This window comes from Ancylobacter amanitiformis (assembly GCF_030814815.1).
In the GTDB taxonomy this organism is placed as follows: Bacteria; Pseudomonadota; Alphaproteobacteria; order Rhizobiales; family Xanthobacteraceae; genus Ancylobacter; species Ancylobacter amanitiformis.
The window spans coordinates 1-21,834 of record NZ_JAUSVR010000011.1 but is presented as its reverse complement, the minus strand read 5'-3'; the positions used below and the strand labels follow the sequence as shown (position 1 = coordinate 21,834).

The following is a 21,834-nucleotide window of genomic DNA, read 5'->3' as shown; positions in this document are numbered from 1 at the left end:
CAGATGCTTTTTAACGAACTGGGCCTGAGCGACAAGGTGCTCTCGGCCGTTGCCGACACTGGATACACCGAGCCGACGCCGATCCAGGCGCAGGCCATTCCGCATGTGCTGGCGCACCGCGACGTCCTCGGTCTCGCGCAGACCGGCACGGGCAAGACGGCTGCCTTCACCTTGCCGATGCTCACCCTGCTGGAGCAGGGCCGCGCCCGCGCGCGCATGCCGCGCACGCTGATTCTCGAGCCCACGCGCGAACTCGCCGCGCAGGTGGAAGAGAATTTCATCCGCTACGGCAAGAATCACAAGCTCAACGTCGCGCTGCTGATCGGCGGCGTCTCATTCGGCGACCAGGATGCCAAGCTGGTGCGCGGCGTGGACGTGCTGATCGCCACGCCGGGCCGCCTGCTCGATCATGTCGAGCGCGGGCGCCTGCTGCTGTCGGGCATCGAGATCCTCGTCATCGACGAGGCCGACCGCATGCTCGACATGGGCTTCATCCCCGACATCGAGCGTGTCTGCAAGCTGGTTCCCTTCACCCGGCAGACACTGTTCTTCTCGGCCACCATGCCGCCGGAAATCCAGCGCCTCGTCTCGCAGTTCCTGTCGAACCCGGTGCAGATCGAGGCTTCCCGTCCCTCCTCCACCGCCTCGACCATCACCCAACTGCTGGTCGCTTCCTCCAAGGAGGATTTCGCCAAGCGCGAGACCCTGCGGCGGCTGATCGACAATGCGGAAGCGTTGCAGAACGGCATCATCTTCTGCAATCGCAAGAGCGATGTCGCCATCGTGCACAAGTCGCTGCTGCGCCACGGCTACAAGGCCGTGGCCCTGCATGGCGACATGGACCAGCGCTCGCGCATGCAGGCGCTCGACCAGTTCCGCACCGGCGAGGCCACGCTGCTGGTGGCCTCCGACGTCGCCGCGCGCGGGCTCGACATTCCCGCCGTGAGCCACGTGTTCAACTATGACACGCCGCACCACGCGGAAGACTATGTCCACCGCATCGGCCGCACCGGCCGGGCCGGCCGCGCCGGTGCCGCCTTCACCATCGTCACCCCGGCCGAGACCAAGTCGGTCGCGGCGATCGAGAAGCTGATCGGCCGCTCGATCGACTGGATGGAAGGCTCCTCGCTGGAGACCCTGCCGCCGGTCGAGCCGCGCGCGCCGCGCCGCGAGGGCGGCAGCGAACGCCGTGGCAGCGAGCGCAGCCGCGGTGGCGGCGGTCGTGGCGAGCGCGGTGGCGAACGTGCCCGCGAGGAGCGCGCGAGCGAAGAGCGCCGTGGCGCCCGTCCGGCCCGTCGCCGGGTGGAGAAGGCCGCGGACGAGACGGCCGTCGAGGCCCCCGCCGAGGTGGCAAGCGCGGCCGTTGCCGAGGATCACGCCCCCGCCCCGGCCCGCAAGCCGGCCCGTCGCGCCGCCAAGGCTTCGGCGGCTCCGGCGGCCGATGCGCCGGCATCGGCACCGGCGCCCCGCGCCGCCAAGCCGGCGGCGGGCTCCGAGCCCAAGCGCGCACCCGCGCCGTCCCGCGCGCCGGTGACGCCGTTGACGCATCACCGCCAGGACCGCCACCAGGCGGACGAGCCGGCCGATACCTCGCACCTGCCGGCCTTCCTGCTGCGTCCGGTGAAGATCAAGGCGGGCTGAGCCCCGCCTCGCGAGGTTCGCCTCGCCTGCCGCGCGAACGCCCTCAGGCGTTCGCCATGCTCGGGCTCCTGGGGGACGTGGCGGGCGTCGCGTCCTTCAGCACGCCGCGCAGATGGCGGATCAGATCGCCGCGCACCGCGCCGGCATCTCCCGCCGCTGCCCAGCCGGAAAAGGCGATTTCCACGCGATCAAGCGCCATCCGTGAGATGGCGGCCGTCGGTCCCGGCTGCGTCTGCACGCGCGAATCCGCCGTGAGGAAGTCCAGCCCCTTGGCCAGCACCGCCTCGATATCGGCATCCGGCTTCAGTTCCAGCGCGAACGAGAAGCTGCGCGCGCCATAGACCGACTTGTTGACGATCGGCGCGCCCCACACCTTTCCATTCGGCATCAGCACCTGAACATTGTCGCCGGCGGCCAGTTCGGTGATGAACAGGGTCAGCCCCTTCACCGTGCCGGCCATGCCGCCGATCTCGACCTGATCACCGAGCTTAAACGGGCGGAACAGCAGCAGCATCACCCCCGCCGCGACATTGGACAGCGTGCCCTGGAGGGCGAGGCCGACCGCGAGGGAGGTGGCGCCCAGCACGGCGATGATGCTGGTGGTCTGGATGCCGAAGCGCTGCAGCACCGCCACGCCGACAAAGACCAGCACGCCATAGCGCGCGATCGAGGCGAGGAACACGCCCACCGTGGGATCGACCCGCCGCGCCGCGCCGAAGGCGCGCAGCACGAGCCGCTCCACGACGGAGGCGGCATACCAGCCCAGAACCAGCAGGCCCAGCGCGTAGAGCGCGTTGAGCCCATAGAGAATGAACAGGTCGGCGAGCGTGCCGCGTTCGCCGGTCGCGCCGAAAGTGTCGAGATTCATGCCGCATCACTCCATGGGGTACCCATGGAAACGGCTGGACGGGGGCAAGGTTCAATGGCGCGGCGGCTTCATCGCCTTTGCGGCGAGCGCCAGCCCCAGCGCGCGCATGGCGTAGTCCGCCGCGGCCTCGGCATCATCCAGCGCCGCATCCGGCAGCGACCAATAGGCCACCCTTACCTGCCGCCCCCGCGCCGCATAGACAAAGGGCACGGCGCCGTGCCGCGCCAGTTCGGCGGCAAAGGCCGGGTCGGTCTTGAGATAGATGCGATCACCGGCGACGAGGCCGAACATCACGCCCTCGGCATAGAGACCGAGGCCGCCGAACGTACGCCGGCAGCGCACCGGCCGGAAGGCGGCGAAGACATCGCCGATCGCCGCCTCGTCCATCGGGGGCGCCTGCGTTCAGGCGTGCGCGTCGGCGAGGTCCGCGCGCACCGGGGTGATGGCAACCGATTCACCGCAGCCGCAGGCCGAGGTCTGGTTGGGATTGTTGAACACGAACTGGGCCGAGAACTTGTCGGCCTTGAAGTCCATCTGCGTGCCGAGCAGATAGAGGATCGCCTTCGGGTCGATCAGCACCTTCACGCCCTTGTCCTCGACCACCTCGTCGAAGCGCCCGGGTTCTTCCGCGAATTCGATCGTGTATTCCATGCCGGCGCAGCCGCCATTCTTCACGCCGACGCGCAGGCCCGCGACGGGTTTTTCGGAGCGGGCGATGATGGAACGCACGCGCTCCGCGGCGGCATCCGTCAGGCTCATAACGGCGGGACGTGGGCGGGCTTGGCTGGTCATGTCGATCGTCTCCTAATCGACGCCGGTTAAAGGCCGGCGGATCGGTCCGCTTAAAATGGGGCACTCCGTCGCCGGACACAAGATCAGGCGACGCGGATCAGCCATCCCGCAGCGAGGAAGAGGGATTCGGCCGAAGAGTCTTGCGCTGGATCCCGGATCGGCGTTCCGCCTGCGGCGTCACTTGTCCGGGAAACGAAGACCTACTGTTTCCCGGACCAGCTGCGCGCAGCGCAGCGCCGATCCGGGATCCAGCGCAGGACTCTTCGGCCATATCTCCTTCCGGCGCACCATCTCAGTAATTCAGCCACAGCCCCGGCGTCGCCAGCTCGACCAGATTGTCGTCGGGATCGCGGAAATACAGGCTCACCCCACCGCCCTTCCACTCCACCCGGCTCTCAAGGGCGACGTGGTGCGCGGCCAGATGCGCCACCCAGTGCTCGACCGAACTTTCCGGGATCGCCAGCGCGAAATGCAGCGGGCCGTGGCCGTCATGCGGGGGAATGACGCCGCCCGGCAGGGTCAGCGGCTCCAGCGTCGCGCCGCGCCGGAACAGCAGGAGCACGCTGGCCGGACCGGCATTGTAGGCGCAGAAGCGCTCATCGGCGACCATGGGCCTGAGGCCGAGCACGCCCTCGTAGAAGGCGCGGGCGCGCGGCACGTCGTCGACATAGAGCCCGGTCTCCAGCACGCCGGCGATCGGCGGCGCGGCATTCCGGCCGGAGGGCTGCGCCATGGCGCTCACCAGAGATTGAGCGCGAGCCGGGCTTCTTCCGACATGCGGCCCTGATCCCATGGCGGATCGAAGGTGAGGTTGACCGCCACGCCCGACACGCCGCCGACGCTCGCCACCGCGCCTTCCACCATGCCGGGAAGCTCGGCGGCGGAGGGGCAGTTCGGCGTGGTCAGCGTCATCTCGACGGCCACCTGGCGATCATCCGCGATGTCGACCTTGTAGATGAGGCCGAGTTCATAGATGTCGACCGGAATTTCCGGATCGTAGACGGTCTTCAGCGCCGCGACGATCTCGTCGGTCAGCCGGTCCAGCTCTTCCTGGGGAATGCTGGAATCGATCGCGGGCACATTCGGTTCAACGGACGTCGGGGTTTCGCTCATGCGAACAGATCCTGAGCCTTGATGAGGGCGTCGGCGAGGGCGTCGACTTCCTCATGCGTGTTGTAGAGCGCGAACGACGCCCGGCACGTCGCTGTCACACCATATCGCCCCAGCAGCGGCATCGCGCAATGGGTACCCGCGCGCACGGCGACGCCGGCGCGGTCGATGACGGTGGCGATATCATGCGGATGGGCGCCCTTCACGTCGAAGGCGAAGATGGCGCCCTTGCCCGGTGCATCGCCGTAGATCTGCACCGAGTTGATGGCGGAGAGCCGCTCCCGCGCATAGGCGCCGAGCGAGGCCTCGTGCGCGGCGATGCGCGCGCGCCCCAGGCTTTCCATGTAGACCAGCGCCTCGCCGAGGCCGATCGCCTGCACGATGGGCGGGGTGCCGGCCTCGAAGCGGTGCGGCGGCTCGCCATAGGTGACGCCGGCCTCGGTGACGGTGCGGATCATCTCGCCGCCGCCCTCGTAAGGCGGCAGCTTGTCCAGCAGCGCGCGCTTGCCGTAGAGAACGCCGATGCCGGTCGGCCCATAGAGCTTGTGGCCGGTGACGCCGTAGAAATCGACGTCGAGATCCTGAACGTCGACCGGCATGTGCACCGCCGCCTGCGCCCCGTCCACCACCACCACCGCGCCGACCTCATGGGCGAGGCGGGCGATTTCCTTGATCGGCGTCACCGTGCCGAGCACGTTCGACATATGGGTGATCGCGACGATCCGGGTGCGCTCCGTGAGCAGGCCCTTGAACGCCTCCATGTCGAAGGCGCCGTCTTCCGTCACCGGCGCCCATTTGATCACCGCGCCCTTGCGCTCGCGCAGGTAGTTCCACGGCACGATATTGGAGTGGTGCTCCATGATCGAGAGCACGATCTCGTCGCCCTCGCCGATCGACTGGCCGAGCGAGGACGCCACGAGATTGATGGCGCCCGTCACCGAGCGGGCGAAGATCACTTCTTCCAGCGTCGGCGCATTGAGAAAGGCGCGGCAGCGCTCGCGGGCCTGCTCATAGGCTTCGGTCATCGCATTGGCGAGGTAATGCAGGCCGCGATGGACGTTGGAATATTCGTTCTCATAGGCGAAGCGCATGCGGTCCAGCACCTGCACCGGCTTCTGCGCCGAGGCGGCATTGTCGAGATAGACCAGCTTCTTGCCGTAAACCTGTTTGGCGAGGATCGGAAAATCCTGCCGCACGCGGGCGACGTCATAAGTGCCGTCGATGACGGCGGGGTGGAGGGTGGTCATGGCCGGACCTTTCTGACAACCGCACGCAGTTCCCTCTCCCCGCCGGGGAGAGGGCTGGGGTGAGGGGTCTTCACCGCTCCGCAATCGTGCGGCCCCTCACCGACCCGCTTCGCGGGCCACCTCTCCGCAGAAGCCGGATATTTCCGGCTTCTGTCTCGCCGAAACCGGACTCGGCAACAGCCGAGTTCGGGTGGGGAGATTGAATTCTCGTCATCCCGGCCTGAGCGGCGAGCAGGGATGACGACATCAATGGCCGGCGGCGCGCGCCTCAGCCCCGCGCCGCGAGCCAGGCTTCCGCCCGCGCCACCAGCGCCTCGCGCAGCCCGTCATGCTCGACGGTCTCGATCGCCTCGCCGACAAAGGCCTGCACGAGCAGGCTCTGCGCGTCCTTCAGCGAAATGCCGCGGGCGCGCAGGTAGAACAGCAGGTCGTCGTCGATCGCGCCGCAGGTGGCACCGTGGCCGCACTGCACGTCGTCGGCGAAGATCTCCAGTTCCGGCTTGTTGTCCATCTCCGCATCGTCGCCGAGCACCAAGGCGCGGCTCATCATCCGCCCATCGGTCTTCTGCGCCGCCTGCCGGACGACGATCTTGCCCTGGAACACGCCGCGGGCGCTGTCGTCGAGCACGGTCTTGAACAGTTCGCGGCTCTCGCAACCCGGCACCTGATGGTCGAGAAACAGCGTCGCGTCGGCGTGCTGGCGGCCCTTGAGCAGCGAGGCGCCGTTGAAGCCGACCTGGCTGTCCTCGCCCGCGAGGTTGGCGTAGAGCGTGGTACGCGCCACGCCCGCGCCGATGCCAAAGCTGAACGCATGCACCTTCGCGGCGCGGCCGATCTCGAACAGCAGGGTCGACAGGTGAAGGGCGCTGGCGCTGTCCTCCTGCAGACGCACCACGTCGAGATGCGCCTCATCGCCGACCACGAACTCGGTGGCACTGTTGACCTGATAGCCGAGGCCGGCCGGACCCTCGAAGCTCTCGGCATAGGTGAAATGCGCGCCGGCGCCGACCACGACGAGGCTGCGCGCGAAGCTGGCCGCCGGCCGGTGGCCGGAGACCACATGCGCGACATGCACCGGCCGCGCGATCTGCGCGCCCTCCCCGACCTCGATCACCACGCCATCGGTGGCGAGCGCGGTGTTGAGCGCCAGAGCCGCATCGTAGCGGCCGGGCTCCAGCGTGCCGAGCCGGGCGAGCGTCTCGCCGGCGCCCGCAAGAGCCTGAGCCAGGGTGAGGATGGACAGCCCCGGCTCCAGATCGGCGAGATCGGACAGTTCGGGCACCACCGCGCCATTGGCGACGACGATGCGGCGGGCGCCGGTGTCGAGCAGCAGGCCCTGATGCGCCTCCACCTGCGCCACGGCGGCGGGCGTGGCAAGCGGCAGCGCCTCGCGCATCAGCGTGCGCAGATCGGTGTATTTCCACTCCTCCACGCGGCGGTGGGGCAGGCCGTTATCGTTGAAAGCCTGGGCAGCGGCCGTGCGCAGCGCGACGATGCGCGGGCCGCCGGCGCGGGAGAGAGCTTTCAGCTCGCCCGACAGGCCCTGTTCGGCCGGGGTGCGGATCGGACGGATCTCGGCGTTCATCTCAGCCTCCTCACGCCGCGTCCTGCTGATACTCGGCATAGCCATTGGCCTCGAGTTCCAGCGCCAGTTCCTTGCCGCCCGAGCGCACGATGCGGCCCTTGTTCATCACGTGCACGAAGTCCGGCACGATGTGGTTGAGCAAGCGCTGGTAGTGGGTGATGACGATCATCGCGCGGTCGGGCGAGCGCAGCGCGTTGACGCCTTCCGACACCACCTTGAGCGCGTCGATGTCGAGGCCGGAATCCGTCTCGTCGAGGATGCACAGCTTGGGCTGCAGGATGGCCATCTGCAGGATTTCGGCGCGCTTCTTCTCGCCGCCGGAGAAGCCGACATTGACGCCGCGCCGCAGCATGTCCTGGTTGATGCCGAGATGGCCGGCGCGCTCCTTCACGAGGCGCAGGAAGTCGGGCGTGGAGACCTCGGCCTCGCCGCGCTTCTTGCGCTGGGCATTCAGCGCCGCGCGCAGGAAGGTCATGGTGGCGACGCCGGGCACCTCGATCGGGTACTGGAAGGCGAGGAACACGCCCTTGGCGGCGCGCTCGTCGATTTCCATGTCGAGCAAATTCTCGCCGTCGAACGTCACCGCGCCGTCGGTGACCTCGTAATCGTCCTTGCCGGCGAGGATATAGGACAGCGTCGACTTGCCGGAGCCGTTCGGCCCCATGATGGCGTGCACCTCGCCCGGATTCACGGTGAGCGAGAGACCCTTGAGGATCTCCTTGCCGTGGTCGCCGCCGATGCGCGCGTGGAGGTTGTCGATGTCGAGCAGGGCCATTAGTCAGCACTCCTTTGAATCCAAGTGACGACTGCACGAGCCATCTGCTGTTTGCTATAAATAATTTCGACAGAGCTACCGCTCAGCTCTTTTAAAATTCCACGTCCACTATCGACTTTAAGACGAAATTCGTCACTAGACTCACAACATACGTATATATGTTCGCCATTATTAGTTACGGTTATTAAATTCCCCTGCGTCACAACTTCGATTTTATTCTCGGTCAAATTCGGCAAATCTCGAACTAGCTGCCCCGCAATTGCACGAGCTACTTGCTCTTGCGAGGCCTTCAATGCCTCTTCTCGCCGAAGCTGATCGGCCGCTTCCTTCAGAAGCACCTGCTTGGCTTCATCAAATATGCCCATCGAACGCCTCCTCAGCCCACCGAGCCTTCGAGGCTCACCGAGATCAGCTTCTGCGCCTCGACGGCGAACTCCATGGGCAGCTGCTGCAGCACGTCCTTGACGAAGCCGTTCACGATCAGCGCCGTCGCCTCCTCGGGGTCGAGGCCGCGCTGGCGGCAGTAGAACAGCTGGTCGTCGGAGATCTTCGAGGTGGTGGCCTCGTGCTCGAACTGGGCGCTCGAATTCTTCGATTCGATATAGGGCACGGTATGCGCCCCGCATTTGTCGCCGATCAGCAGGCTGTCGCAATTGGTGAAGTTGCGCGCGCCGGTCGCCTTGCGGTGCGCCGAGACGAGACCGCGATAGGTATTGTCCGAGCGGCCCGCCGCGATGCCCTTGGAGATGATGCGGCTGGACGTGTTCTTGCCCAGATGGATCATCTTGGTGCCGCTATCGACCTGCTGGCGCCCGTTCGAGATGGCGATCGAGTAGAACTCGCCCTGCGAATTGTCGCCGCGCAGGATGCAACTCGGGTATTTCCAGGTGATGGCCGAGCCGGTCTCGACCTGGGTCCACGAGATCTTGGAGCGGTCGCCACGGCAGTCGCCGCGCTTGGTGACGAAGTTGAAGATGCCGCCCTTGCCGTCCTTGTCGCCGGGATACCAGTTCTGCACCGTCGAGTACTTGATCTCGGCATCGGCCAGCGCCACCAGTTCGACCACCGCCGCGTGCAGCTGGTTCTCGTCGCGTTGCGGCGCGGTGCAGCCTTCGAGATAGCTCACATAGGCGCCTTCATCCGCGATGATCAGCGTGCGCTCGAACTGGCCGGTATTGCGCTCGTTGATGCGGAAATAGGTGGAGAGCTCCATCGGGCAGCGCACACCCTTCGGCACATAGACGAAGGAGCCGTCCGAGAACACCGCCGAGTTCAGCGTGGCGAAATAGTTGTCCGTCACCGGCACCACGGAGCCGAGATACTTCTTCACCAGCTCGGGGTGTTCGCGGATCGCTTCCGAAATCGGCATGAAGATGACGCCGGCCCTGGAGAGCTCTTCCTTGAAGGTGGTGGCCACCGAGACGCTGTCGAACACCGCGTCGACCGCCACCTTGGTGCCGCCGCTGGCGATGCCGAGCAGCGCGTCGCGCTCGCGCAGCGGGATGCCGAGCTTCTCGTAAGTCGCGAGAATCTCCGGGTCGATCTCGTCGATCGACACCGCCGCCTTCTTCTTCGGCGCGGAATAGTAATACAGGTCCTGATAGTCGATCGCGGGATAGCTCACCCGCGCCCAATCCGGCTCGCGCATGGTCTGCCAGCGGCGGAAGGCCTCGAGCCGCCATTCCAGCATCCATTCCGGCTCGTCCTTCTTGGCCGAAATGAAGCGGACCGTGTCTTCGCTGAGGCCCTTCGGCGCCTTCTCGGATTCGATATCCGTGAAGAAACCGTACTTGTACTGATCGACATCGATGGAGCGGACCTGGTCCACTGTCTCTTGTACGGCCGGCATCGTCTCATCTCCTCTCCCGCGCGGGTTCAAGGCCCGCGGGTCAGGTCAACTCGTCACGTGCGCGGGCATCGATGGGCGATGCCGCTCCGATCCATCGTCTGCACGATCGATCGGCCTTTGACCCATGCCCACGAGGCGGCAGGGGCCCTGTAAATGTGCCGCTCACGCGGCGTTTGCCATTACGCCGCGCGGCGACGCAAAAGGCCCGGCATCACCCGGCGGAACGCGCCGAGTGCCCGGTGGGCATCTTCTTCGCCGCTCGACCAGCCGAAAGACAGGCGAAAGGCCGAACGCGCAATGCGCTCCGGCACGCCCATCGCCGCGAGAACGTGCGAGGCGGCCACCTTGCCCGACGAACAGGCCGAGCCGGCGCTCACCGCAAGGCCCGCGAGATCGAGAGCGATGACCATGGTCTCGGCCGGCACGCCCGGGAGCGACAGGCAGGACGTGTTGGGCAGGCGATCGACATCCCCGACGAGCAGGACAAGCTCCGGAAATTCGCACCTTAGAGCGCTTTCAAGCCTCGCGCGCAAGGCGGCGATACGTATTTGTTCTGATTCCAAACTGTCCCGCGCGCTCATCGCCGCCGCGCCGAAAGCCGCGATGGCCGGCACGTTCTCGGTGCCGCCGCGCCGCCCCCTCTCCTGCCCGCCGCCGGCCAGCAGCGGCGCGGGCCGCAGGTCCGGGTCGGCGATGACGAGCGCGCCCGCGCCGGGAGCGCCGCCGATCTTGTGGGCGGACACCGACATGAGGTCGACGCCCAGCGCCACCATGGAGGCCGGCATGCGCCCGGCGGCCTGCACGGCATCGGTATGCATCAGGGCGCCATGGGCATGGGCACGCTGCGCCGCCTCGGCCACCGGCTGGATCACGCCCGTCTCGTTATTGGCCAGCATCAGCGAGACCAGTGCCCGGTGCCCGGCGGCGTGATGCCGGGCAAGCGCCTCGTCCAGCGCCTCCAGCCGAAGCCGGCCGCGCGCGTCCACGGGCAGCACCTCGACCCGCTCGGCGGAGAAGCGATGGCCCCGCAGCACGGCCGGGTGCTCCACCGCGCTGGTGATCAGGACATCGAGCGCGATCGGCTCCTCGCCCCGGCGGTAATCGGGCGTCAGCGCCAGCGCATTCGCCTCCGTCCCGCCCGAGGTGAAGACCACGCCGCCCGCATCACCCTCGACCAATGCCCCCACCCGGGCGCGCGCCAGATCCATCACGGCGCGCGCCGCCCGCCCCTCGCCATGCACGGAGGAGCCATTGCCTGTCGTGTCCAGCGCCTCCATCAAAGCGCTGCGCGCTTCCGGGCGCACCGGCGCGGTGGCGTTGTGATCGAGATAGATGCGTTCGTTCATTGTTGCGTCTGCGGGCTCGAATTCCGGCGTTCGCGATCTATATAGTCAACCAATGTCCGTTCCGCCTGCCTCTTGCTCGATTTGCTTGCAAAATAAGGCGGCCTCCTGCATAGCTTGGCTTCCGTCATCTCTGACAAAGGCGCCGGATCCGCAGGTTGTGGGCGCAACCACTGCAACCCGACGTAGAATATTAGAACTATTCTAATAAGTTAGGGTTCGCATCCCGTCTCGTCAAGGCGCCTGCGGTAGACTGCCGCTCTGCGAACGCCGCGCAAGGCCCTGCCGCCCGGCCGCGTTCGCGACGGAGAGCACACCGGGCGCGCCAATCCAAGGTCTCGAACTTCATGCCTGAAGTCATTTTCACCGGCGAGAAGGGGCGGCTTGAAGGCCGCTACCAGCCGGCCAAGACGCGCCACGCGCCGATCGCCATCATCCTGCATCCGCACCCCCAGTTCGGCGGCACGATGAACAATCCGGTCGTCTACAACATGTACTACCAGTTCGTGAATCGCGGCTTCTCCACGCTGCGTTTCAACTTTCGCGGCGTGGGCCGCAGCCAGGGGTCGTTCGACCATGGCCAGGGCGAACTGGCCGATGCCGCCGCGGCGCTCGACTGGGCGCAGTCGATCAACCCGGATGCGCGGGCCTGCTGGATCGCCGGCTTCTCCTTCGGCGCCTGGATCGGCATGCAGCTGCTGATGCGCCGCCCGGAGGTGGAAGGCTTCATCTCCATCGCCGCGCCGGCGAACCTGTATGACTTCTCGTTCCTCGCGCCCTGCCCGTCCTCGGGCCTGTTCGTGCATGGCGACAAGGATGCCGTCGTGCCCTTCTCCGCCGTCACCGGCCTCGTCGAGAAGCTGAAGACGCAGAAGGGTATCGTCATCGAGCAGCAGACCGTGCCGGAGGCCAACCATTTCTTCGACGGCAAGACCGAAGAGCTGATGGAAGTGGTCGGCACCTATCTCGACAAGCGCCTGCCGGGCACCAACGCGAAGAAGATCACCGCCGCCTGAGCGGTCGGCGCGTTGCGGGACAACCTGTCCTCTCCATGAAAAAAGGCCCGGCGCTCACCACGCCGGGCCTTTTTGTTGGGATGAGGGTGCCGTGTCAGTTCAGCACGAGCCGCGAGGGCTCGTTGACGGTGATCACGTCGCCGCGGCGCACGATCTCGACCGCGCGGGTCACCCCGTCCACAGAGCCGGGCACGGAGAAGCTGACCGCCTGCTCCGGCTGCAGCGTGGCGGCGACGCGCACCGGCGCGCCATCGGCAACGCTGAGCGTGGCGATGACATGGAAGCCATCGCGTTCCTGGGTGTAATAGGCGGTGCCCTTCACGTAGCCGAGCTGGATGCTCTGCGCGGTGGCCGGGCGGAGGCCCGCGGCCTTGTCGGCGGCACGGACCGGGGCGATGACGGCGACGGCGATGAGCCCGCCCGCGACGGCGAGGGGCAGAAGGTCTCGAATGAGGCTGCGCATGTCGACTGCTCCAAAGTTCTGTCCAGGCGTGTTGATAGGAAGCTGCCTGCCTGGCGAGCCGGACTTCCGGGAGCCCTCAAGATAGCCAACAATTGCTGCGGCGCATCATTCGCTTCTGCATTGCACCAATGCATTTCAGGAATACTGCGACAATCGTGTCTGAATTTCAGATAAATTGAATGTCGCCTTCAGCTTTCCTATCGTTAACGGTTACTGGGCACCGTTTGGCAGTGCGATAACGCCGCCCGTCAGCGCCCGGGCAATGCCGGTGGTGGTGGGAAAGCTGATCGGCAGCCCGCGCAGTGCCCGCACGGCGAGAAAAGCGAAGGCCTGTGCTTCCAGCGCATCACTCGACCAGCCGACATCCTCGGCGGTAAGCACGCGAATGCCGGTTCGCGCGGCCAGCATGGCGAGGAGCGTGGGATTATGCGCCCCGCCACCGGCCGCAATCGCCAGCGCCGGGCGGCGCGGCAGATGCGCCAGCACCGCGCCGACCGTGGCGGCGGTGAGCGCGGTCAGCGTCGCCGCGCCGTCTTCCGTGCTCAGGCCGTCGAGGCCGCCCCGCGCGGCGACCCAGTCGCGAAATGCGTTGCGGTCCAGCGACTTGGGCGGCCGCAGCGCGAAGAAGGGATGATCCAGGAGCCGCGCGATCGCCGCCTCGTCGACCCGCCCGGCCGCCGCCGCCGCGCCATCGCGATCGATCGGGGCGCCGGTGCGCGCCGTCATGAAATCGTCGATCAGCGCATTGGCCGGGCCGGTGTCGCAGGCAATCGGATCCGCGTCGCCGTCGAGATAGGTGATGTTCGCCACCCCGCCGAGATTGAGCACCAGCACCGGCCCGGCCTGCGGCAGGCTCCGCACCAGCGCCTGATGGTAGACCGGCACGAGCGGCGCCCCCTGCCCGCCCGCCGCGACATCGGCGGCGCGCAGGTCGTGGACCAGCGCCGGCCCCGGCGGACCGGTCAGCGCGCGCAGGCCCCGCGCCAACGCCGGCCCGTCGCCGATCTGCACGGTGAGGCGCATCTCGGGCCGGTGCAGCACGGTCTGGCCGTGGAAGCCGACCACGGACACGTCGCGATGCTGGGGAAACGCGTGGAAGAAAGCGGCCAACGCCTCCTCATGGCGCACGGTGAGCCGCTGCTCGGCTTGCCCCAGCACGCCGGGGCGGGCCAGGCGGTCGGCCAGCCCCCGGGCATCTTCCAGCGCGCGCGCCAGCAGCGCCCGATCCGCCGCGTCATAGGGATAGGTGCGACCGGGCCCAAAGACGGCGACGGTCTCGCCATCGGTCTCGATCAGCGCCACGTCGACGCCGTCGAGCGAGGTGCCGCTCATCAGGCCGATCGCCTTCACGGTTTTCGCCATCGGATTCGTCTCCCGGGGCGGCGCCGGGCCCGGCGGGCGCAATGCGCGCATCCCGGGATGCTTTCGCCGCATGGAACTGATACATGACCGCGATCCAGACGGCTTCCCATGGGGCCGATTGGTTCGCCCGATCATGATCTAATTTGCCGTTCCTAACATGGCGTTGATGCCGGCAGGCCCGAGATGAGCACGTTCCGATCCGATTTCCTCCGCACCCTCGACGAGCGCGGCTTCATTCATCAGATTTCCGATGAGGAAGGCCTCGACAAGCTGTTCGCGACGGAGACCGTGACGGCCTATATCGGCTTCGATCCCACCGCGCCGAGCCTGCATGCCGGCGGCCTGATCCAGATCATGATGCTGCACTGGATGCAGGCGACCGGCCATCGCCCGGTCTCGCTGATGGGCGGCGGCACCGGCATGGTGGGCGATCCCTCCTTCAAGGATGACGCCCGCCAGCTGATGACGGTCGACACCATCGAAGCCAACATCGCCTCGATCAAGAAGGTGTTCGCCAACTATCTCAGCTATGGCGAGGGTCCCCGCGACGCCTTGATGATCAACAATGCCGACTGGCTGCGCGATCTCAACTACCTCGAATTCCTGCGCGACGTCGGCCGGCATTTCTCGGTCAACCGCATGCTGTCCTTCGACAGCGTGAAGACAAGGCTGGATCGCGAGCAGTCGCTGTCCTTCCTCGAATTCAACTACATGATCCTGCAGGCCTACGACTTCGTCGAGCTGAACAAGCGCTACGGCGTGCGCCTGCAGATGGGCGGCTCCGATCAGTGGGGCAACATCGTCAACGGCATCGATCTGGGCCACCGCATGGGCACTCCCCAGCTCTACGCGCTGACTTCGCCGCTGCTCACCACGGCGTCGGGCGCCAAGATGGGCAAGTCGCTGAATGGCGCGGTGTGGCTGAACGCCGACATGCTCGGCGCCTACGAATTCTGGCAGTACTGGCGCAACACCGAGGATGCCGACGTCCCGCGCTTCCTCAAGCTCTACACCACGCTGCCGATGGACGAGATCGCCCGGCTCTCCTTGCTTGCCGGCTCGGAGATCAACGAGGTCAAGAAGATCCTTGCCACGGAAATCACCGCCATGCTGCACGGCCGCAGCGCCGCGGAAGCCGCCGCCGAGACGGCCCGCAAGACCTTCGAGGAGGGCGGTCTCGCCGCCGACCTGCCGAGCGTCGAGGTGGGTTCGGGCGAACTGGAAGCGGGCATCGGCGTGCTCGCCGCCTTCGCCGAGAAGGCCGGGCTCGTTGCCTCCAATGGCGAGGCGCGCCGGCAGGTCAAGAGCGGCGGGCTCAAGGTGAACGACGTCGTCGTCACCGACGACAAGCAGGTGCTGACCCTTCGCGACCTTACGCCGGAGGGGGTGATCAAGCTCTCCTTCGGCAAGAAGAAACACGTGCTGCTGCGGCCTGCCTGAACGGCGACGTCCGGTATTTCCCACCGGCGGGCCGCCCGCTTGCGGTCTGGAAACGTGTTCACTTCCAAGACCTTCGGGAGTTTCTCGGCGAGATCGATTCAATCGGTCGACATCAACCGCAAGCGGCCGGCCGGCGCTCCCGCACGTCGCGACATCGGGCATCATCCCCGCGATGACCCGCCCAACGGGGGTCTGCCGGCGGCGCCCCGCCTCGAAGCGCTCGCGCACTTCACAGGAAATTCCGGTTCACCGGAAATGCTCCGGATGAAGGGTTTGACGCGCTTTCTTCACGCGAACCGGAACCCTTTCGCTCGAAAACGCTCTACCGGGTCGGCACCGGCACGAGCGCTGGCGGCGTCGGGTCGGGCGCCTGGCGGAATTCGAAGATCTTGCGCAGGAAGCCCGGCGCAACAGCCGAAATCGGGTTTACCCGCAGGGTCGGCCCGTTGAGCGGCCCGACCACCTCATAGGTCACGCCGACCAGCCCCTCATTGGGCCCGCCGCCCAGCAGGAAGCCGAGCACCGGCAACCGGCTGAACAGGTTGTTCAGGCCATAGGCCGGCACATAGGTGCCGCGTACCGAGATCCGGTCATTGGCGAAATCGAGGTTGCCGTCGAAGGTGGAACCGATGGCCGGGCCCCAGATGGCGCCGTCGCGAATGTCGAGTTGCTCGGCCGTGCGGGTGAACTCCACCTGCAGCTTCTGGAAAGCGATGGCCGAGCCCGGCGAAGGCCGCCCGTCGCCGCGCGCAGGGGCGGCGGCGATCAGCCGGTCGAGCCCCGGCTCACCGCGAATCACGAAGTCGCGCATGTTGATGACACCGGCCTGTGGCGCGCCATCGCCGCGCGGCGCGTCGACATCGAGCCACAGGTCGCCGCCATAGATGCGGGGATAGAGATTGACGAAGCGCAGCAACGCGCCGGCATCGCTGGTCGCCACGCGCAGCCTCGGCTGGCCGCCATTGGCGATGAGATCGCCGTTCACCGCCCCGCCACGCCCCACCAGGGCACCCAGCGAGAAGGCGGTGAGGTTGCCGCCGCGCCGCGACAGCTTGAGCACGGCGTTGCGCAGCGTCTCACCGCTATTGCCGACCACGACGTCGAGATTCACGTCGAGATCCACGTCGAATGGCTTGTCGTTCTTGCGCCCGGCGATCGGTGCCTGCAGCAGGTTCTTGAGGAAGGCGCGCGCCTCGATGATCTCGCCGCGCACGGTGAGGCGCAACACGCCGTCCGAATTGTCCGCCTTCACGCTGGCCTTGTCGCCGTCGGAAAGCTGGAAGGTGGGGAGATAGGCGGAGACGAGCCCCGCCTTGGCATCGAGTTCCAGCGTGCCGCGAATATCGACGCCCTGCCCGCTGATCACCAGATTTTCGAACTTGGTGCCGTTGCTGGTCGAGGAGGCCTTGGCGGTCAGGCGCGCCGGACGTCCCGGCGGTTTGGACCAGCCGGGCACGAGTTCCGCCAGACGCGCACCTGTGAGATCGACATCGACATCCGCGACCCGACTCTTCGGGCCGATCGTCCCGGTGAGCTTGACGCCGATCGAGCCCGACACGCCGGCCAGTTCAAGGTTGAGCTTGGTGCGCGCGGCGTCATCCAGCGTCGCCGCCAGCACGAAGGTGGGATCGCCGGTCTTGGGCCGGGTGAACTCGAAGCTTGCCGGCGCGCCGCCGATCTTGCCTTCGCCGCGCAGCACCGTGGCCGCGGGCGTCATGAAGGCCCTGACGGTCGCGTCATCCAGCGTCTGGCCCAGAAACACCTTGTCGGCGGTGAAATTGCTGAGATCGGCGTCGAAGGCGTAGTCGACATCGGCGGGGGTGATGTGGTCCGACAGCTTGATGTTGACCTGCGCGGTGCCGGTGAGCGTGCCATGCACCGATTCAGGATCGATCTGCTCGTTCGACACCCCCCGCAGGGGCGGCATCGAGGCCAGTTCGACCGCGGCGGAGGCGGGGCCGTCGAGCGACACCACCACCTTCGCGGGCGGAAACAGCATCGCCGTCTCCGGCACGTCGAACACCACGTTGGAGAGATTCATGTGCCGGCCTTCGGGCGTGTCCACCGTGCCGTTGGTCGCCGTGACATGAGCGCTGCGGGCATCGACGCGCACCGCGACGTCGGCGCCGCGGATCGCCGGCAGTTCCGGGACCGGCCGCAGCATGGCGCCGGTGCCCTGGATATTGATGGCGATCGATTCGGGCGGCAGCTTGATCTGCGGGTTGCCGATGGCGCGCAGCGGCATGTTCAGCGCGATGTCGGCCTTCGCCACGTCGCCGGCGATGACATGGTCGCCCACCCATTTGCGCACATCCGGCGCCGCGGTGATCGGCCACATGCGCTTGAGCGCATTGACCGGCAGCGGCGTCATGTTGGCGGTGAGCGAAAAGAACGGATCGGCCGCGCCGAGGTCGAGCACAAGGCCCAGCGTCATGCCGCCCTGCGGCCCCTTGAGCGTGCCGGGCAGCACGGTGAAGCGGCGGTTCGCCAGATCAATCTCGCCTTCGAGCGCAACATTGTCGAGCACGAAGGGCCGCTCCTTCTCCGCGAAGGGACCGCCGCCGGCGAAATTCGCGGTCGCCGAATCGATCTTGATCCGCCACACGCCGTCATCCGTACTGCCGTTGACGACGGCGACGATCTGGGTGGTAAACGGCCCCGCCTTGATGCTGACGGGCTGGAGATTGATCACATGCAGCGCCGGATCGAAATGGAAGGCCACCGAGGCCTCGTCGAGCCGGAACCGGCTGGCCTTGTCGGTGCCAAGCTGCACGTCACCGGCGCCGATGACGGCCCGTCCCTCGCTGGAAAGCAGCGTGCCGGCGGCATCGATATGCGCGGCAATGTCCAGCGACAGCGGCGAGGTGGCGACGAGGTCCGCGTCGGCCTTGCCCGCCGCGATCAGCAGATCGCGCGGCGACAGGTCGCGCAGGCGCAGGGCAACCGCGCGCTGCCCGTCCGCGAGCCCGCCGACCGTCGCTCGCGCCGACCAGCGTCCGCCGGTGCCGCCGGAGCCGAGGTCGAACGCCACGCCCCCCTCGGCCGGGCGCGAGACCGAGATATCGATGTCGTCGAAGGTCCACTGGCGGCCGCTGATCTCGCTGCGCACCAGCAGGGTGCCGTCCTTGAGGCCGATCTGGTCGAGCACGCCACCATCGAAGCCGCCGCGGTCGATGCCATCGGCGATAGCGGCCAGCGCGGCAAAGCGCAGCGGACCGCCGGCGCTCTCCATGGCCGCTTCGCCGGCGCGCTTGCCGCCCGCATCATCCGCCAGGGGCGCGGGCGCGGGCAAGGTCGGCTTGCCGGGCTCGGCGCCCAGCGGGCGTCCGCCTTCGGTGGAAATGGCGACGGCGCCGTCCTTGTCGATGACCACCGTGACCTTGACGCCGACCAGATCGACGCGGCGCGGACGCATGATCCAGGGCAGCAGCGAGTTCTGCATCTCCACTTCGGCCTGCGGCGCGAGAGCGATCACCTCGCCGGCGGGATCGCGCACGACGATGTTGCTGGCCTGCAGCAGCATGCCGCCATCGCTGGCGCGCTCAGCCGTGATCGCACCGATCTGCACGGTCTGGCCCGGGCCGAGGCGGGCTTCCAGCGCGCGCTCCACATAGGGCCGCGCCATGTCGACGGTAATGATGCCGGTCAAGAAGAGGGCATAGATCACCAGGCTCGCGGCCATGGCGAGCCCGAACATACCGCCGGCCGACCAGCCGCAGACGCGCAGCCAGCGCGGCGCGCGCCGGGCACGCGCGGCACGAAGGGCCTCGCCGGGGCGACGAACCCGGAGCCGCTTGACGCCTCGCTTCGGGCGAGCATCCACTTTCCGCGACGTCGGCTCTTTCATGAACGGCTCGATTCCCCGCACGCTACGCCATCATGCCCACAGGCCATCGCCAGCCGCGACCCTTTTCAGCACCCGGCGCGATGCCGGGCGGTCAGCCGCTTGCCGGTGGCCAAACCAGCCGATCCATTTAAAACCCGCCGAAAGGAAGGCAAATGACAATCGCTGTCGGCAGTACCGCACCCGACTTCTCACTTACCACCGATACGGGGGAGAGCGTAGATCTCGCCGGATCGTTGGGTCACAAGCTCGTGCTGTATTTCTATCCCAAGGCGGGAACCCAGGGCTGCACCATCGAGGCGCATGACTTCAACCGGCTCAAATCCCAGTTCGACGCGGCGGACACGCGGGTCATCGGGGTCTCGCCTGATTCGGACAAGGCGCTGGCGCGCTTTCGCGCCAAGGAAGGGCTGGGCTTCGCGCTCGCCGGCGACGAGACGCACGGGCTGCTCGAAGCCTATGGCGTCTGGACCGAGAAGAGCATGTACGGCAAGAAATACATGGGGGTGGAGCGCACCACCGTGCTGATCGGCCGCGACGGCCGCATCGCCCGGATCTGGCCGAAGGTGAAGGTCGCCGGCCATGCCGAGGACGTGCTGGCCGCGGCGCAGGCGCTGTAGCACCCGCACACCGGCGGCGGCGGGAGCGCCGCCGCAAGGCCGGGCGGCATGGCTCAGTCGACGTCGTCGATGCTCGCCGGGCCGCCGCCATAGGCACGCTGGGCGAGCGCCGCCTCCATGAACGGGTCGAGATCGCCGTCCAGCACTTCCTGCGGGGTGCCTGACGTGACGCCGGTGCGCAGGTCCTTCACCAGCTGATAGGGCTGCAGCACATAGGAGCGGATCTGGTGGCCCCAGCCGATATCGGTCTTGGCGGCCTGATCGGCGGCGGCCTGCGCCTCGCGCTTCTTCAGCTCCATCTCGTAGAGCTTGGCGCGCAGCATTTCCCACGCCGTGGCGCGGTTCTTGTGCTGCGAGCGATCGCCCTGCGCCACCACGGCAATGCCGGTGGGGATATGGGTGAAGCGCACCGCCGATTCGGTCTTGTTGACGTGCTGGCCGCCGGCGCCGCCCGAACGCATCGTGTCGATGCGCAGGTCGCTTTCCTTGATGTCGACCACGATGCGATCGTCGATGACGGGATAGACGTCGACGCTGGAGAACGAGGTCTGGCGCCGCGCATTCGAATCGAAGGGCGAGATTCGCACCAGCCGGTGCACGCCGCCCTCGGTCTTCAGCCAGCCATAGGCATTGTGGCCCTTCACGAGGATGGTGGCGGACTTGATGCCGGCGGTTTCACCGCCCGATTCGTCGACGATCTCGACCTTGAAGCCGCGCCGCTCGGCCCAGCGCGTGTACATGCGCAGCAGCATCAGGGCCCAGTCCTGGCTGTCGGTGCCGCCGGCGCCGGCATGGACTTCGAGATAGCTGTCATTGGCGTCGGCCTCGCCCGAAAGCAGCGCCTCCAGCTGGCGGCGGGCGACCTCGGCCTTCAGCTTGGCGAGCGCCGCGGCGGCCTCGGCGACGATGCCCTCGTCGCCCTCCATCTCGCCGAGCTCGATGAGTTCGACATTGTCGTTCAGCTCGCGCTCGATCCGCTCCAGCGAATGGAGCCCATCCTCCAGCGTGCCGCGCTCCTGCATCAGCTTCTGCGCGCGCTCCGGGTCGTTCCACAGGTTCGGGTCCTCGGCGAGCGCGTTGAGCTCGGCGAGGCGGGCCTTGGAACGGTCGAAATCGATGTGCTGCCGGAGCAGGCCGGCCGCTTCGCGGATTTCGTCGACGCTCGTGGCGAGCTCGGCGCGCATATTGGACACTCTCGGTGAGAACGGCAGAAGGCGGCGGAAAATAGAGACGTTGCGGGGGGCTGTAAACGCCCGCCATGCATGGACGCCCGATGAGGCGCGCGATTACGCCGCGATCACGCCCCGCCCGCGCCCCGCCCGAGCGTTTTGCGCGGGAGCGGATCGACCTTCGGGATGGGAAAGCGGCTCAGCTTATTGAAACCATAACGTTTTCTCATCGATCCGGTCATTCCGTCCGATGAACAGGAGCTCTAGGAGACCGACTCATAACTCCGCAACCAGATGCGGATTGACGCGAGTTGGATTGAGGCGAGGAAATTGTCGTCTCGTTTGTCATAGCGGGTAGCGACGGCCCTGAAGTGTTTGAGTTTGTTGAAGAAGCGCTCGACGGCGTTGCGTTGGCGGTAGACCCAGGCACTGAAGGGGAAGGTTTTGACCCTGTTGGGCATGGCGCGGACATTGGCCCACGCGCCGCGCGCGCTCATCTTCTCTCGCAGGGCGTCACTGTCGTAAGCCCTGTCGGCGAGCAGGATGTTTCCCGGCTGGATGGTGTCCAGCATGTCGGCGGCCGAGCGCCCGTCGTGAGCCTGGCCTTCGGTCAGCTTCAGGCGGATCGGGCGGCCTTCCGCATCGACAAGGGCATGGATCTTGGTGGTCAGGCCGCCGCGTGAGCGACCCATGCAACGGGATCGCTCCTC

20 protein-coding genes are annotated in these 21,834 nt (G+C 67.1%); 4 read left to right on the top strand and 16 right to left on the bottom strand.

All coding sequences use genetic code 11. The features are described from left to right. Positions 1-3: 3 nt before the first annotated feature. A complete protein-coding gene (locus QOZ99_RS15670; protein ID WP_306890935.1) occupies positions 4-1,641 on the top strand; it encodes a DEAD/DEAH box helicase in 1,638 nt (545 codons plus the stop codon). 43 nt (positions 1,642-1,684) lie between these two features. Here QOZ99_RS15670 and QOZ99_RS15665 read toward each other — a convergent pair whose 3' ends face one another. From QOZ99_RS15665 to QOZ99_RS15615, 11 genes are all read right to left on the bottom strand, one after another. After that, positions 1,685-2,509: a mechanosensitive ion channel family protein gene (locus QOZ99_RS15665; RefSeq protein ID WP_306890934.1), complete on the bottom strand. Its 825-nt coding sequence runs from the start codon at positions 2,507-2,509 to the stop codon at positions 1,685-1,687. Positions 2,510-2,560: 51 nt separating this feature from the next. Further along, positions 2,561-2,896 (bottom strand): TfoX/Sxy family protein, encoded by a 336-nt coding sequence (locus tag QOZ99_RS15660; protein WP_306890933.1) that lies wholly within the window; start codon positions 2,894-2,896, stop codon positions 2,561-2,563. 15 nt (positions 2,897-2,911) lie between these two features. Continuing rightward, positions 2,912-3,268, bottom strand: coding sequence for a Fe-S cluster assembly scaffold SufA (sufA, locus tag QOZ99_RS15655; RefSeq protein WP_306891033.1), 357 nt, complete (start codon positions 3,266-3,268; stop codon positions 2,912-2,914). A 325-nt stretch (positions 3,269-3,593) separates the two neighbouring features. Next, on the bottom strand, positions 3,594-4,034 hold the full coding sequence (locus tag QOZ99_RS15650) for a VOC family protein (protein ID WP_306890932.1): 441 nt from the start codon (positions 4,032-4,034) through the stop codon (positions 3,594-3,596). Between the two features lie 5 nt (positions 4,035-4,039). Next, a complete protein-coding gene (locus tag QOZ99_RS15645) occupies positions 4,040-4,414 on the bottom strand; it encodes an SUF system Fe-S cluster assembly protein (protein WP_183188450.1) in 375 nt (124 codons plus the stop codon). Beyond that, a complete protein-coding gene (locus tag QOZ99_RS15640; RefSeq protein ID WP_306890931.1) occupies positions 4,411-5,658 on the bottom strand; it encodes a cysteine desulfurase in 1,248 nt (415 codons plus the stop codon). Before QOZ99_RS15640 ends, QOZ99_RS15645 begins: the two co-directional genes overlap by 4 nt. A 268-nt stretch (positions 5,659-5,926) precedes the next feature. Then, positions 5,927-7,243: a Fe-S cluster assembly protein SufD gene (gene sufD / locus QOZ99_RS15635; protein WP_306890930.1), complete on the bottom strand. Its 1,317-nt coding sequence runs from the start codon at positions 7,241-7,243 to the stop codon at positions 5,927-5,929. Between the two features lie 10 nt (positions 7,244-7,253). After that, positions 7,254-8,018 carry a Fe-S cluster assembly ATPase SufC gene (gene sufC / locus QOZ99_RS15630; protein ID WP_183188447.1) on the bottom strand — a complete coding sequence of 255 codons (765 nt, stop codon included), beginning with the start codon at positions 8,016-8,018 and terminating at the stop codon, positions 7,254-7,256. Beyond that, positions 8,018-8,383, bottom strand: coding sequence for a hypothetical protein (locus tag QOZ99_RS15625; RefSeq protein WP_306890929.1), 366 nt, complete (start codon positions 8,381-8,383; stop codon positions 8,018-8,020). Before QOZ99_RS15625 ends, sufC begins: the two co-directional genes overlap by 1 nt. An 11-nt stretch (positions 8,384-8,394) precedes the next feature. After that, positions 8,395-9,867, bottom strand: coding sequence for a Fe-S cluster assembly protein SufB (gene sufB, locus QOZ99_RS15620; RefSeq protein WP_306890928.1), 1,473 nt, complete (start codon positions 9,865-9,867; stop codon positions 8,395-8,397). Positions 9,868-10,046: 179 nt separating this feature from the next. Then, positions 10,047-11,213: a cysteine desulfurase family protein gene (locus QOZ99_RS15615; protein ID WP_306890927.1), complete on the bottom strand. Its 1,167-nt coding sequence runs from the start codon at positions 11,211-11,213 to the stop codon at positions 10,047-10,049. Positions 11,214-11,557: 344 nt separating this feature from the next. Here QOZ99_RS15615 and QOZ99_RS15610 point away from each other — a divergent pair, with 344 nt between their 5' ends. After that, positions 11,558-12,226: an alpha/beta hydrolase gene (locus QOZ99_RS15610; protein ID WP_306890926.1), complete on the top strand. Its 669-nt coding sequence runs from the start codon at positions 11,558-11,560 to the stop codon at positions 12,224-12,226. 94 nt (positions 12,227-12,320) lie between these two features. Here the strand turns inward: QOZ99_RS15610 and QOZ99_RS15605 are convergent, their stop codons facing one another. Continuing rightward, entirely contained in the window at positions 12,321-12,689 is a 369-nt protein-coding gene (locus QOZ99_RS15605; protein WP_306890925.1) for a hypothetical protein, read from the bottom strand. Positions 12,690-12,899: 210 nt separating this feature from the next. Next, a complete protein-coding gene (locus tag QOZ99_RS15600; protein ID WP_306890924.1) occupies positions 12,900-14,051 on the bottom strand; it encodes an anhydro-N-acetylmuramic acid kinase in 1,152 nt (383 codons plus the stop codon). Between the two features lie 183 nt (positions 14,052-14,234). On the opposite strand from QOZ99_RS15600, the gene tyrS reads away from it, so the two are divergent. Continuing rightward, the gene (gene tyrS / locus QOZ99_RS15595) at positions 14,235-15,491 is read left to right on the top strand and encodes a tyrosine--tRNA ligase (RefSeq protein ID WP_306890923.1); all 1,257 of its coding nucleotides are present in this window, start codon (positions 14,235-14,237) and stop codon (positions 15,489-15,491) included. A gap of 322 nt (positions 15,492-15,813) precedes the next feature. Here the strand turns inward: tyrS and QOZ99_RS15590 are convergent, their stop codons facing one another. After that, complete coding sequence (locus QOZ99_RS15590) at positions 15,814-19,173, bottom strand: AsmA-like C-terminal region-containing protein (RefSeq protein WP_306890922.1); 3,360 nt, start codon at positions 19,171-19,173, stop codon at positions 15,814-15,816. 317 nt (positions 19,174-19,490) lie between these two features. On the opposite strand from QOZ99_RS15590, the gene QOZ99_RS15585 reads away from it, so the two are divergent. Beyond that, positions 19,491-19,955, top strand: coding sequence for a peroxiredoxin (locus QOZ99_RS15585; RefSeq protein ID WP_306890921.1), 465 nt, complete (start codon positions 19,491-19,493; stop codon positions 19,953-19,955). A 53-nt stretch (positions 19,956-20,008) separates the two neighbouring features. Here QOZ99_RS15585 and prfB read toward each other — a convergent pair whose 3' ends face one another. Together prfB and QOZ99_RS15575 are read right to left on the bottom strand one after the other, a co-directional pair. Beyond that, positions 20,009-21,139 (bottom strand): peptide chain release factor 2, encoded by a 1,131-nt coding sequence (gene prfB, locus QOZ99_RS15580; RefSeq protein WP_306890920.1) that lies wholly within the window; start codon positions 21,137-21,139, stop codon positions 20,009-20,011. Between the two features lie 248 nt (positions 21,140-21,387). After that, a partial coding sequence (locus QOZ99_RS15575) for an IS5 family transposase (RefSeq protein WP_306890919.1) occupies positions 21,388-21,834 on the bottom strand: 447 nt, incomplete at its 5' end.

What these genes read in the sequence shown, in the direction of transcription:
- QOZ99_RS15610 (WP_306890926.1), top strand. Translation starts at nt 11,558, where the DNA reads ATGCCTGAAGTCATTTTCACCGGCGAGAAGGGGCGGCTTGAAGGCCGC.
- QOZ99_RS15650 (WP_306890932.1), bottom strand. Translation starts at nt 4,034, where the DNA reads ATGGCGCAGCCCTCCGGCCGGAATGCCGCGCCGCCGATCGCCGGCGTG.
- sufA (WP_306891033.1), bottom strand. Translation starts at nt 3,268, where the DNA reads ATGAGCCTGACGGATGCCGCCGCGGAGCGCGTGCGTTCCATCATCGCC.
- QOZ99_RS15625 (WP_306890929.1), bottom strand. Translation starts at nt 8,383, where the DNA reads ATGGGCATATTTGATGAAGCCAAGCAGGTGCTTCTGAAGGAAGCGGCC.
- QOZ99_RS15640 (WP_306890931.1), bottom strand. Translation starts at nt 5,658, where the DNA reads ATGACCACCCTCCACCCCGCCGTCATCGACGGCACTTATGACGTCGCC.
- QOZ99_RS15670 (WP_306890935.1), top strand. Translation starts at nt 4, where the DNA reads ATGCTTTTTAACGAACTGGGCCTGAGCGACAAGGTGCTCTCGGCCGTT.
- QOZ99_RS15605 (WP_306890925.1), bottom strand. Translation starts at nt 12,689, where the DNA reads ATGCGCAGCCTCATTCGAGACCTTCTGCCCCTCGCCGTCGCGGGCGGG.
- sufB (WP_306890928.1), bottom strand. Translation starts at nt 9,867, where the DNA reads ATGCCGGCCGTACAAGAGACAGTGGACCAGGTCCGCTCCATCGATGTC.
- QOZ99_RS15665 (WP_306890934.1), bottom strand. Translation starts at nt 2,509, where the DNA reads ATGAATCTCGACACTTTCGGCGCGACCGGCGAACGCGGCACGCTCGCC.
- QOZ99_RS15585 (WP_306890921.1), top strand. Translation starts at nt 19,491, where the DNA reads ATGACAATCGCTGTCGGCAGTACCGCACCCGACTTCTCACTTACCACC.
- prfB (WP_306890920.1), bottom strand. Translation starts at nt 21,139, where the DNA reads ATGCGCGCCGAGCTCGCCACGAGCGTCGACGAAATCCGCGAAGCGGCC.
- tyrS (WP_306890923.1), top strand. Translation starts at nt 14,235, where the DNA reads ATGAGCACGTTCCGATCCGATTTCCTCCGCACCCTCGACGAGCGCGGC.
- sufC (WP_183188447.1), bottom strand. Translation starts at nt 8,018, where the DNA reads ATGGCCCTGCTCGACATCGACAACCTCCACGCGCGCATCGGCGGCGAC.
- QOZ99_RS15660 (WP_306890933.1), bottom strand. Translation starts at nt 2,896, where the DNA reads ATGGACGAGGCGGCGATCGGCGATGTCTTCGCCGCCTTCCGGCCGGTG.
- QOZ99_RS15615 (WP_306890927.1), bottom strand. Translation starts at nt 11,213, where the DNA reads ATGAACGAACGCATCTATCTCGATCACAACGCCACCGCGCCGGTGCGC.
- QOZ99_RS15600 (WP_306890924.1), bottom strand. Translation starts at nt 14,051, where the DNA reads ATGGCGAAAACCGTGAAGGCGATCGGCCTGATGAGCGGCACCTCGCTC.
- QOZ99_RS15645 (WP_183188450.1), bottom strand. Translation starts at nt 4,414, where the DNA reads ATGAGCGAAACCCCGACGTCCGTTGAACCGAATGTGCCCGCGATCGAT.
- sufD (WP_306890930.1), bottom strand. Translation starts at nt 7,243, where the DNA reads ATGAACGCCGAGATCCGTCCGATCCGCACCCCGGCCGAACAGGGCCTG.
- QOZ99_RS15590 (WP_306890922.1), bottom strand. Translation starts at nt 19,173, where the DNA reads ATGGCCGCGAGCCTGGTGATCTATGCCCTCTTCTTGACCGGCATCATT.